Source organism: Verrucomicrobiota bacterium (genome assembly GCA_027622555.1).
Taxonomy (GTDB): domain Bacteria; phylum Verrucomicrobiota; class Verrucomicrobiia; order Opitutales; family UBA2995; genus UBA2995.
The window spans coordinates 1-11,650 of sequence record JAQBYJ010000142.1 but is presented as its reverse complement, the minus strand read 5'-3'; the positions used below and the strand labels follow the sequence as shown (position 1 = coordinate 11,650).

General features: G+C 47.4%; 8 protein-coding genes. 2 read left to right on the top strand and 6 right to left on the bottom strand.

Going from position 1 to position 11,650, the window contains the following annotated elements; genetic code table 11:
• Positions 1 to 152 precede the first annotated feature (152 nt).
• The 3 genes from O3C43_22400 to msrB form a co-directional block, all read right to left on the bottom strand.
• Positions 153 to 1,445: a Gfo/Idh/MocA family oxidoreductase gene (locus O3C43_22400; protein MDA1069244.1), complete on the bottom strand. Its 1,293-nt coding sequence runs from the start codon at positions 1,443 to 1,445 to the stop codon at positions 153 to 155.
• Between the two features lie 932 nt (positions 1,446 to 2,377).
• Complete coding sequence (locus O3C43_22395; GenBank protein ID MDA1069243.1) at positions 2,378 to 4,006, bottom strand: PQQ-like beta-propeller repeat protein; 1,629 nt, start codon at positions 4,004 to 4,006, stop codon at positions 2,378 to 2,380.
• Between the two features lie 267 nt (positions 4,007 to 4,273).
• On the bottom strand, positions 4,274 to 4,768 hold the full coding sequence (gene msrB / locus O3C43_22390) for a peptide-methionine (R)-S-oxide reductase MsrB (GenBank protein MDA1069242.1): 495 nt from the start codon (positions 4,766 to 4,768) through the stop codon (positions 4,274 to 4,276).
• Positions 4,769 to 4,967: 199 nt separating this feature from the next.
• Between msrB and O3C43_22385 the strand changes: the two genes are divergently transcribed.
• Both O3C43_22385 and O3C43_22380 read left to right on the top strand, forming a co-directional pair.
• Positions 4,968 to 5,348 carry a DoxX family protein gene (locus O3C43_22385; protein ID MDA1069241.1) on the top strand — a complete coding sequence of 127 codons (381 nt, stop codon included), beginning with the start codon at positions 4,968 to 4,970 and terminating at the stop codon, positions 5,346 to 5,348.
• 219 nt (positions 5,349 to 5,567) lie between these two features.
• The gene (locus tag O3C43_22380; protein MDA1069240.1) at positions 5,568 to 5,780 is read left to right on the top strand and encodes a hypothetical protein; all 213 of its coding nucleotides are present in this window, start codon (positions 5,568 to 5,570) and stop codon (positions 5,778 to 5,780) included.
• A gap of 242 nt (positions 5,781 to 6,022) precedes the next feature.
• Here the strand turns inward: O3C43_22380 and O3C43_22375 are convergent, their stop codons facing one another.
• From O3C43_22375 to O3C43_22365, 3 genes are all read right to left on the bottom strand, one after another.
• Positions 6,023 to 7,471, bottom strand: a complete 1,449-nt coding sequence (locus O3C43_22375) for a DUF1501 domain-containing protein (protein ID MDA1069239.1) — start codon at positions 7,469 to 7,471, stop codon at positions 6,023 to 6,025.
• A gap of 125 nt (positions 7,472 to 7,596) precedes the next feature.
• Positions 7,597 to 10,752: a DUF1553 domain-containing protein gene (locus O3C43_22370; protein ID MDA1069238.1), complete on the bottom strand. Its 3,156-nt coding sequence runs from the start codon at positions 10,750 to 10,752 to the stop codon at positions 7,597 to 7,599.
• Positions 10,753 to 10,829: 77 nt separating this feature from the next.
• Positions 10,830 to 11,639, bottom strand: a complete 810-nt coding sequence (locus O3C43_22365; GenBank protein MDA1069237.1) for an AraC family transcriptional regulator — start codon at positions 11,637 to 11,639, stop codon at positions 10,830 to 10,832.
• Between the last annotated feature and the right edge of the window lie 11 nt (positions 11,640 to 11,650).

Sequence of the window (11,650 nt, the reverse complement as noted above, 5' to 3'; positions counted from 1 at the left end):
CTATTTTTGACATAGCCCATATGCTATGCCTATAACTCACACAGTTTTAAACCTTCACTGCCGCAAAGCGGCTTTGTTCAACAAGGTGTATTTACTCAATACTCCGCAACTCGCAAAAATAGTTACAACTAACCAACGGCAAAATAAAGTGCTCAAGACACATGTGCCCAGTGACCTCGTCTGTCACGCCTTCGAAGCGCATTGGCATCAGAATCGTCGAAAGACTCTTTTTTGGGATCCCATTTCAATGAACGAGCTAGCTCCATGGAGATAGCTCCGATATGCATGACATTGCTCAACTTGTGCAGACCTCGTGCCGAATAAGTGGCCAATTTTCCGGATTTTACACTATCCAGAAAGTTTCGATGCTCGGATGGAGGTCGAGGCCAAAGCTTGTTTGTCTCCGGATCATATTTACGACGGTAAATCTCCAAATCGCTTGCTTCAAGTTGTCCTTTCCAGCCGCTGTTACCTACCCATCCTTTACTTCCTTCAAAACGAATCGATGGCTTGTCAGCAACAACCTGCATGGTGACTCCATTTGCGTAGGTATAGTTGATTTCATAGGTTTGGGGAACCGAGTTCACCGAGTTCGGAGGAATTGTTCCTTTTCCCGATACAGCAATTGGAGCAGAGTCCTCCGAGAAGTTTGCCACCTGGGCGGTGTCGAGTAAGTGCGCACCCCAATCGGTGAGAGAGCCGCCAGAAAAGTCTCGTATTTGCCGCCATACATGAGCGCCAGTTATACTCGGAAAGTATTCCCGGTATGGGGCAGGCCCCAACCACAAATCATAGTCCAGATCATCTGGAACATCCGCTGGATCCTCAAGTGGAAAAACCGGCTTAATGGGCAAGCCCACCTGAATATGGCGAAGTTCGCCGATCGCGCCATTGCGAACCGCTTCGGCCATTTTGTGATAGTGAGTCACAGAACGGTCTTCCAAGCCCGTGGCAAACACGGCTTTGTATTTTTTCACTGCAGCCAACAACTCACCCCCTTCTGCGATGGTCAGAGTCGGTTTTTCGCAAAAGACTTTTTTTCCGGCCTTCATCGCCATAATCGCCATCGTCACGTGCCAGTGATCCGGTGTAGAAATAACCACAGCGTCGATATCGTCACGGGCGAGCAATTCCCGAAAATCAGCTATTACGGAGCATTTAGAATCACCATTGTGGTCATTGACCGTATTCCGGGCTTGTTGACGACGATCCTTCGACACATCGCACACGGCGACGGCGCGACAATCATCCTCCTGCAAAAAGGATTTCAAGTTGTAGCCAAGCCCATGGCCTCCAACCCCAATAAACCCGAGTGTGATCATGTTCGAAGGAGCAGCCTTTCCCAGTAAGGATGAACGGATAACCAAGGGGGCTACTCCCGCAGCCAGCATGGATTTGATAAAAGAACGGCGATTGGTATCCGGCGTTTGATTCAGGGTATTCATACAGGTTTTTTTAGATCTAGCCAAACATGGTTTATGTGTCGGTTTTGGCAAGGATCTCTTCTTCCAGTAACTTTCCCGGGCAAGCAGATAGACAACTATATTCTACTATCCGGTAGAAAATAGTTTTTAAAGCAATGTTGCCATATCTCAACCAATCACGGTGATCTCGCGAATAGCTGGTCTAAAAATAAGTTCGAAGGAAAATGCTTAACTACGAAAAGCGCAGAATTACGCAAAATCCTGAAAGCATTATTTTTCACAGAATCATAGGTACAGAATCATTTGTATTCGAAATTTAGAAGGAGCGACGAGTCCTTTTTGCTTTCTCAATCCGTAGGGACAGAGCCTTCGCCATTATTCTGTCCTCCATGATTTTGTCTTTTTTCATCAGTGAAAATCGGTGTCATCAGCCGTGCCGTGTCGTAGCCTTGGCGGAGACTGGTGGTTGAAATTTGTATCTTTTTTCCGTTTAGAAAAATGCTTTGAACAAGGAAACAGAGTTGTATTGATTTTTCCCTCCGTTCTCTCCGTTGCCTTGTAGGTCTTGGCCTGAGCAATGTCGAAGGGTTCAAATAATAAAATGCACGAACCAATCTTTCAGAATATCGGACCGCTCGGCGATCGGTCCCTACCTTCTGATTCGTGTCAACCTGTCCATTCGTGGTTAAGGAAGCATTACAAAATCTGTGCCAATCTGAGCAATTGTTATTCTCGTTGCACTCGTTGAGGTGTCGCTTTCAGCTCGGTAGTGGTTGAGTATAACTTTGGTTGCGGCTTGGCTGCTCTATTCCTTCAAATCATTTAATCTCCATTCCTCCTATGCGTAAACGAGTCCCTTCGCTCCTGCTTTGTTAATCGGGAGCAAGCAGGCAGCAAGGAGGGGAACAATTTGACCAAGTCAGGATTTCAAAAATGAAATTCGTACGGTCGTACTAACCTTCCGATATGCAGTAAAGGTATTTGTGTCCGCGGATAAAAAGGTCTCCACCCAGCGCCACTGGGGATGCGTCAATTTTGTCGTCGAGCTTGTTGGTCGCAACAATTTCAAATGTTTCTGAGTCCTTCAAAACAAGGGTAGCTCCTTCTCGACCGACAACATACAAATAACCATTCGCTGCGATTGGAGATGCATAAATACCTCTAAGGGCATCCAGTTTTACATCCTGATAATGATACTCACCCGTCAATGCATCCAGGCACGAAAGAAAGGCATCAGTACTTTTCGTAACGTAAAGGCGTTTACCCGACAACACCGGTGATGCTACATAGGGAGCACTTTGCCGAACATGCCACACTACATTAGAGGAGTCTGATATGTCTCCTTTTGAAGAGAGCTTGATCGCTTGAACAGAATTCCCTTGGTAACCACTCGTCACATACACATTACCATGACCAACAACTGGACTTGGGATTACGTTGGAAGTTAAGCCACTGGCTTCCCAAATAACCTCACCCGTTTCGGTATCGTAGCTTCGAGTCGCGTTCGTGCCGGGGACAATCGCTTGAAGCTTGCCATCGACTTCCTGAATAAAGGGTGTGGTCCAGGATGAACGTTCGTCTCTTTCCTTACTCCACACTTCTTTGCCGGTTCGTTTATCAAGTCCGTAAATGATGGATTGGTCCTCCTGATCCCAAAGCACCAGCAGTTTGTCTCCGGCCAAAGAAGGAGACACCGCCTCACCAAATCCATTGCGTGAACGCAAGTCGCCAAGGTCCCTTTCCCAAATCAAGTTCCCATCCAAATCGTAGCAGTAGATACCGCGTGAACCAAATGACACATACAAGTATTCTCCATCGGTAACGGGTGAAGCATCTGCGTAACCATGACTGGGGTGATGGCCTTCATGGGGTTTCTCTTCGCGCGCAAGTTTTTCCCAAATCACTTCTCCAGAATTTCTATCCAAGGCGATTACTTTGAATTGATGTACCTGGAGAATTTGAGCCTGTCCGCCTCCCCCTCCGCCTCCACGACGTTGAGGTCCACCTCCACCTTCCTGACCCTGGGCGGGTCCACCGGGACCTCCTTGAGCAACCTGGCTCCCACGTCGAGCACGCAATGCTGTTCTCATTGCATCCCGCTCTTCCTCACTTAATTCTCCATCACTATTCTTATCAAATTCTGCGATTAGTTCGGGAGTAGGTCCGACGGGACCACCAGCACCACCCGGACCTTCTTGACCACCTGGACCTCCTTTACCACCTTTACCGCCTCCGCCTTTACCACCTCCGCCTTGACCACCTCGAGTATTAGCATTTCCATCAGGAGGCTGGGCACGTCGTGGAGCTTCTGCTGAAGCCCCTTCAACGGCCTCGGCGCTCAGCAAATAAATCTTATCTCCCCAAATGATCGGGGTGGAAAAGCCGGATCCGGCAATGGCTGTCTTCCACTTTATATTCTTGTCGTCTCCCCACTCAATCGGCGGTGTGGCATTCTCCGCGACACCATTCCCGGAAGAAGGTCTCCAAGTAGGCCAATTTTCATGATGATCGGAAAAAAGCCAATTGAATGAGCTGCTTAACAACAGTGAAGAAACAAACAAATATGAGCGTGATGATTTCATAGGATGCATACAATGGTGGAAGTGTTCTGACAGCTAACGATAGGAAATGGGTATCTGGTTGCAGAATTCTTTAGAAATCGGTGTGCTACTAGAGACCTATTCCTCAAATCACATATGCGACACTGGAAACTGATCATTAGTCCGCCCCGGCTCTTTGAATGCACCCTGCTAAGGGGTTAATCAGAAAGTGGAAGCACCCGACAAGAATCCAAACGAGCCAACACATGATCCGGGTTATTTTATTCCCGGTCTGGCAGGATATCTCTCCTACTTTCTATCCTTTTTGATCGCTTCTTTTTTGAGGCCTTCAAAAAGAGGGACATATTTCCCAAGTCCATTTTCTTCTAATTTGGCTACAGGGATGAAATTCATGGAAGCAGAATTCATGCAGTAACGTAAGCCGGTGGGTTTCGGACCATCAGGAAACACATGACCAAGATGAGAATCTGCATTTTTGGAACGAACCTCTGTTCGAGCATAGCCGATGTGATAATCCGTCTTCTCAACAATATTCTCTGGAGCAAGTGGTTTGGTAAAGCTGGGCCATCCGGTACCCGACTTGTATTTATCCAAAGAGCTAAACAGAGGCTCTCCTGACACTACATCTACGTAAATTCCATGTTCCTTGTTATCCCAATACGCATTGCTGAATGGTGGTTCTGTCGCTTCCTCTTGAGTGACCCGATATTGCATGGCAGTCAGCGCTTTAAGGCGTTCAGCCTTTTCTGGATCGGTTTCTTTTTTTTCAGCAGGAGCTGCCATAATGTTAAATACTCCAAAGACCAAGGTAATTCCAAGGAGCCAAAGGGATGATTTTTTGAATAATTTTTTCATGGTAACTGCCTATATGACGCCAAAATTCGGGATAAATTTCAATCTCAATCAAAATGGGACAAAACTTCGAAATCGCAACTAAACGTTATTGAAACTCTTAAGCTCAAGGCTACTTTCAAGTCCGACAATGAAACTCCCGAATTTGATTTACTGGTTTTCAACCACTCTGCTCTCCATTTTACTACTCACCAATGTCTATAGTTATTTATTCAATCATGGAGACACGGAAATCGCGTTTGAGCTTCTTGGATACCCGGCTTATCTGATTTACCCCCTGGCTTTCGCGAAAATTTGCGCCGTAATTGCCATTGTCAGTTCTAAGGTTCGTTTTTTAAAGAGCCTGGCTTACGCTGGTGTATTTTATAATTTCGGATTAGCACTTATCGCCCATGTAGCGAATTCAGATGGTGCTGGTTTTCTTTCATTCCTGGGACTCGTTCTACTTACCGTTTCCTTTGTTTTTGATAAGATCATGAAACCGAGCAACAAGTTCGCTTACAATCTGTAGAGCCTAGGCCTTGATTGGGAGGCGGATGAGCTCATTCGGCTTCTATTCCGCATGGCCCATTTTCATAAGCCGTCGTTCAATTTCCTCAGGTGTCATATAGACTTGATCTTGCTTAGGCAATTCACCCGGTCAAGAATACGATCCATGAGAATATTCACGTTAAGCTTCCTGTGCCTTTTGTTCGGTTCGCTTTTTCTAAAAGCTAAATCCGAACCTGTAATGATCCGGTTAATCGATCCACTGGATGAACCGGAGTTCTACTGTGTGGACATTCCCGGTTTTCGGGAAAACGTGCAACTGGAAGCACCACTGATGGCTCACACACTAAAGCGTTTCGGTTCGGCAGATGAAATGTTCATTATGAATCATAATCCCCGGGGCAAGCCCTCGACCTTGCGGTCGCCAGCCGCTTCGCAGTTGCGGGGTATTTGAGAATTGAAATTGGTAATTTTAGAACGCCGCAAGCGGCGGGGTATTAGGCCCGTGCCGAATAAAAAGTTATTGGTCTTTTTCTCTGGCCTGAAGCTGTGCCCATAGCTCTCGAACAAATAAACATCCAGCTCATCGAGAAAGGCTTTTTTAAAATCGGGAGGAACAGGTGCTCCACCAGAATCAGCACTTTAAAAACTAAAAGCCAAGTTGGGGCTTGGCGTTCCCAAGAAGCCCTTGAACCACTACGAAAGTATATCCTTCACGACATGACCATGCACATCGGTCAAGCGGTACCGCCGGCCTTGGTGCTTGTAGGTCAGGCGTTTGTGGTCGATGCCAAGTAAGTGGAGTAAAGTCGCCTGAAAGTCGTGAACGTGGACCGGGTTCTCGGTGATGTTGTAACCGAATTCGTCGGTTTCGCCGTAGGAGAATCCTGATTTCACCCCTGCCCCGGCCATCCACATGGTGAAACAGCGTGGGTGATGGTCGCGACCGTAGTTGGTGGCGGTCAGTTTTCCTTGAGAGTAGTTCGTTCGGCCAAATTCTCCGCCCCAAATAACCAACGTGTCTTCCAAAAGACCACGCTGCTTTAGATCCATCACCAAGGCAGCCGAAGCCTGGTCTGTTTTTTTAGCCTGATTTTTGATTCCACTAGGCAGGTTGCCATGTTGATCCCAACCCTGGTGGTAGAGCTGAACGAATTTGACATCCTTCTCAATCAGTCGTCGGGCCATCAGACAATTTGCCGCATAGGTGCCAGGGTCTCGCGCATCCTCCCCGTAAAGCTCAAAGGTAGATTCCGGTTCATTGGACACGTCGGTAACCTCGGGTACAGACATCTGCATTCGGTAGGCCATCTCGTATTGGGCGATACGAGAATGTATTTCCGGATCGCCCCAGGCATCATATTGCAACTCATGCAATTGCTTCAAATAATCGACGATCTGAGCTCGGTCGTGTTCATCCAGCCCGGGAGGCGAATTAAGATAGAGCACCGGATCAGCCCCGGCTCGAAACTGAACACCTTGATGCTTCGATGATAAAAACCCATTGCCCCAAAGACGTGCGTAAAGCGGTTGACCTCCCGCGTTTTTGGAAACCATCACAACAAAGGAAGGAAGGTCCTGATTGCCCGATCCCAATCCGTAATCCAACCAGGAGCCAATACTGGGTCGGCCAGCCAATTGTGAACCCGTTTGGAAAAAAGTAATCGCTGGATCGTGGTTAATCGCATCGGTATTCAGGGAGTGAATGAAACAAAGATCATCCACAATCTTGGCTGTATGCGGCATAAGCTCACTCACCCATGCACCCGATTTGCCATACTGTTGAAAATCGTAGATGGAACGCACCAATGGAAAGGAAGACTGGTTTCCACTCATACCCGTCAGACGTTGGCCTTGACGGATGGAATCCGGAAGTTCCTGCCCATGCATCGTATCGAGCATGGTTTTGTTATCCCATAGCTCGAGCTGCGAAGGCCCACCACTCTGGAATAAATAAATGACCCGCTTAGCTTTGGGAGTGAAATGGGGTTTACCAAGAATGCCTCCGGTACCCGACGCCTGGGTACTCGATAACAATTTGGAGGGATTGCCGAACATGGACAATGCCGCCGCACCGAGACTTAAAGAAGACTTGGTGAGAAACTGTCGGCGGTTCAGGTAGTTGAATTGTTCAGGGAATTCCATGACTTAATATTAAACTGTAGGAGCTGCTTTAGCTGCGATTAGACGAGCAAAAAGATCGCAGCTAAAGCAGTTCCTACATCTTAGGCGTGTATTATTCTTAATAGATTCTTTCATAGCCCCAAATACTACCGGACAACAACGGCAGCGTCGAGATTCATAATTAAACTAGAGACAGAAGCTAGTGCAGCAAGTTCACTGGCATCGAGATCGGGATTCGTTGATTTCTCACCCACATCCAGAAAACGGGATGCTTTGTTTGCATCTGCGGAAAAGGAATTCCACATTTTGTCAAATAATTCAGAAAGCAGTATTAGTTCCGAATCACTTGGATACCTCGAAGTTAACAATCTGTAAGCAAGAATAATCCGTTCTTCATTATCTTGGCTCAAACTCATTACCCGTTCTGCCAACGCTCGTGAGGCTTCAACAAATTGAGGATCATTCATCAGAGATAGAGCTTGCAGCGGTGAAGAGGTATTTTGCCGTTTCACGACACAGTAGCTTCGATTCGGAGCATCGAAATTATTCATGGTTGGAGGGGGTACTGTTCTTTTCCAAATCGTATACATGCTCCGGCGATATAAATCTTCACCTGTTCCCAGGATATATTCGCCCTTATTCATACTCCACAAACCTTCAGGTTGGTAGGGGTAAACGGAAGGACCTCCTACTTTGTTTACGAGAAGTCCACTCGCAGCGAGTGCATTGTCGCGAAGCATTTCAGCCGAAAGCCTAACTGCAGGTCCTCTCGCCAATAACAGATTCTCCGGATCCCGTTTAAGCAAGTCTGGCTCTGCGCGTGAATGTTGTTTATAGGTGGAGGAAGTCACCATTAGCTTTAGCATTGCCTTCATGTCCCAACCGGAGTCGACAAACCGTGTGGCCAACCAGTCCAATAATTCCGGATGACTTGGCAGATGGCCCTGATTCCCAAAGTCCTCCGGTGTGCCCACCAGTCCGCTTCCAAAAATCATTTGCCAATAGCGGTTGATGGTCACCCTGGCCGTAAGCGGATTTCTTGAATCGGTTAACCACCTGGACAATCCCAGCCGGTTGGCAGGAAGATTATTATCAAACGGTAAAATAGCCTCTGGTGTTTTTGGACTTACAGGAACCGTTGGTGAATCGTAAGCACCACGGTTCAAGACATAGGCTTGTTTTGGCACCGGAAGTTCATCCATCACCATGACTTCCTGAACCGGTTCATTCAAGTCATTGCGCTCCAACCTCAATGCTGACAATTCGAGAAGCGCGTTTCGATAGGCGTCATGATGCCGATTCAAGAAATAGTCGTAGTCGACTTTGAGATCAGTTTTCCCGGCGATATGCGCCACTTCCGATTCCGTTAAGCGTCGGTTGTAAACACGCAGCTCATCCACCAGAGCTCCGGGCACTCCTTTACTCCGCCACCGTGCGCCCACCTTCAGCCCGATGTCGTCACGAACTCCTTTCTTGTTAGAAAGTATGTTTTTATAAAGCCTGTCTTTCTCAACGCTCATGCGTACTGGAACCCCATCAACAAACAGCTTAATCCCGGCTGCGGTTGAGGAACCGTCATAGGTCAGCGCTACTTCCTGCCAGACATCCTTTTTTGCAGGCTCCTCACTGATCAATTGAATCGCATTGTAGGGAAAATTGTGAGCCATGCGCACATCCCAATAACCGTCCTTCAGCGAAACCTCCCAACCTTTATAGTTATAGAGTATCCCCGCCACGTTGTAGTGAAAAAGCGTTCCCTCTTTCACCGCTTCGGGAATAGTGGCGCGGATAGCTACAGTGAACGGTGTTGAACGTCTGAAAAAGTTGGCAGCATGAAAATAAAGCGCATCGTCTCCGTTCACCCGAATGGCGGTACCGTCACTATATTCCACAAATTTCAGATCCGGTCCTTGTTCAGAATTTTTCTGCGAACCAAACCAAACAGCACCCTTTCTTTCTGGATCCACATCATTGGCAATGGCCGCGGTCGTATCCTGCGATGTGAATGGGAAACTCGCTACCAACGCATCTTCTCCCGACAGATCAGGTGAATGATTGGCTAGCCCCTGCTTCCAAATCTCAAAGTCCTTCTTCCCGTTTTCATAAATGTTATCAACTTGCGCAGCTTGTTGTTCGATTTGCTTATCCAGCTTCGCCAGCTGCTTTGACTCTTCGTCCGTTGGAAGTAATAAAGTGGGCGCAGGCATGTCGCTTTGCTCAAAACTGATCTGACCCGAGTCGTCGATGTTATTAAAGAAGCTGAACAGCTCGTAGAAATTTTTCTGCGTAAGCGGGTCGTATTTGTGATCGTGGCAACGAGCACATTCGATGGTCATACCAAGAAAGGCGGCGCCGAGGGTTTGAACACGTTCAGCGGCATACTCGACCTTAAACTCCTCGTTTATTATGCCACCTTCCATATTCTGAGGATGCAAGCGATTGAACGCAGTCGCCAGCTTTTGGGTACGAGTTGCGTTGGGCAACAAATCACCTGCAATCTGCCATTCAATGAACTGATTAAACGGCATATTTTCGTGAAACGCTTCTATGACCCAATCCCGGTAGGGAGACATGTCGCGGACGAAATCCTGACTATAGCCGTTTGAATCGGCGAAGCGTGCCACATCCATCCACTCGTTGGTCAATCGTTCTGCTGAACTTACGCGACTCAAAAGATTATCCACCAGTCGGTCATAAGCATCCGCTCGTTTATCTGCCAGGAACGCATCCATCTCTTCCAAGGTTGGAGGTAAGCCTGTAAGGTCGAAAGTCACCCGCCTGATCAGGGTCGTCTTGTCTGCTTCGGTGGAATGACTGAGCCCCTCGTCGTCCAATTTCTCCAGGACAAATTTATCGATGGGATTATTCACCCAAGCAGGGTCCGACAAATCCGATGGTTCGTTTGCAACCGGTGGAATAAAAGACCAATGCTTTTCGTACTTGGCCCCCTGCTCGATCCACAAACGAAATAACTCTTTCTCCTCATCAGCCAGTGATCGAGGATGCTTTTTCGGAGGCATGATGTCTTCCTCATCCTCGGCATTAATCATATAGATCAATAGACTCTCATCCGGATTACCCGGAACAATCGCCGCGGAACCGTCTCGCTCGGCAATGGCTGTTTCACGAAGATCAAATCGCAAGTCAGCCTCCCGGGTCGTCTCATCAGGCCCGTGGCAGAGAAAGCAAGTGTCCGACATAATGGGTCGGATATCGAAGTTGAAGGATACCTCCCTTGCGCTTATCGAAACGCAAAAGCTTGTGCCGAGTGCTAAACTCAAAATGCCGATTCTTCTAATCATAAAAACAGAGGCATTATAGCTGATTTAGCTGAAGAGATATAGTATTAACTATTTCTTTTTTGGTATATTTTGACGCATCACCTAAATCGCTTTCGGTATGCTTTGGGAGTAATTCCTGCATGTTTTTTAAAGATTTTCGTGAATTGGCTTTGATCATAGAACCCAACCGCCACACCAATGTCCGCAACCTTTTTATCGGTTCTGGTAAGAAGGTGTTGTGCCAGATCAATCCGCAACGTCATTAAATACTCAGTCGGAGTCATCCGGAGTAATTGCCGAAAACGCAGATTGTATTGGGTGCTGGATAGCCCGGCCAGACCTGCCATGTCCTTCATAGAAACATCTGAAGTGAAATGTTTCTCCAAGTAGCTGATGACGGGGGCGAGCTCTTTAAAAAATGTAACCCGATCGCCCGGCGTTTCGACCGGGTACATGATCCCTGCCGTTCCAATCACCTCTCCATCATTGTCTGCCAGAGGAGTCTTGGTCGAACAATACCATTTGGGAGAACCATCGACGTGGGGAACCAACCAGATTTCATTAGGTATGGTCTTTTTGCCGGCCATCACTCTTCGGTCCTCCGCATGATAGGCTTCCGCCAGATGGGGAGGCTGAAACTCGAGATCAGTATGACCCAATACCACCTCGGGAGAATCGCAACCGAACACTTCCCTGCAAACCAGATGGTTTAACGCTACAAAACGATGTTGTGCATCTTTGGCGTGAAAATAGGCTGTCGGGTGATATTCGAACAGAGCGAATAGATTGCGAGCGAACGGGTACTGCTCAAAAAAAGCCTCCTGGAAATTATATCCAGTCAGTCCATCTAAACTAGTACCATGTAACACATAAAGTTTCGTATAGACAGGCTTCTGAGATTGCGCCATGTTTGAGTCAT

Coding starts and splice junctions, on each gene's coding strand:
- O3C43_22365 (MDA1069237.1), bottom strand. CDS start 11,639: ATGGCGCAATCTCAGAAGCCTGTCTATACGAAACTTTATGTGTTACAT.
- msrB (MDA1069242.1), bottom strand. CDS start 4,768: ATGGCAGCTCCTGCTGAAAAAAAAGAAACCGATCCAGAAAAGGCTGAA.
- O3C43_22395 (MDA1069243.1), bottom strand. CDS start 4,006: ATGAAATCATCACGCTCATATTTGTTTGTTTCTTCACTGTTGTTAAGC.
- O3C43_22380 (MDA1069240.1), top strand. CDS start 5,568: ATGATCCGGTTAATCGATCCACTGGATGAACCGGAGTTCTACTGTGTG.
- O3C43_22385 (MDA1069241.1), top strand. CDS start 4,968: ATGAAACTCCCGAATTTGATTTACTGGTTTTCAACCACTCTGCTCTCC.
- O3C43_22370 (MDA1069238.1), bottom strand. CDS start 10,752: ATGATTAGAAGAATCGGCATTTTGAGTTTAGCACTCGGCACAAGCTTT.
- O3C43_22400 (MDA1069244.1), bottom strand. CDS start 1,445: ATGAATACCCTGAATCAAACGCCGGATACCAATCGCCGTTCTTTTATC.
- O3C43_22375 (MDA1069239.1), bottom strand. CDS start 7,471: ATGGAATTCCCTGAACAATTCAACTACCTGAACCGCCGACAGTTTCTC.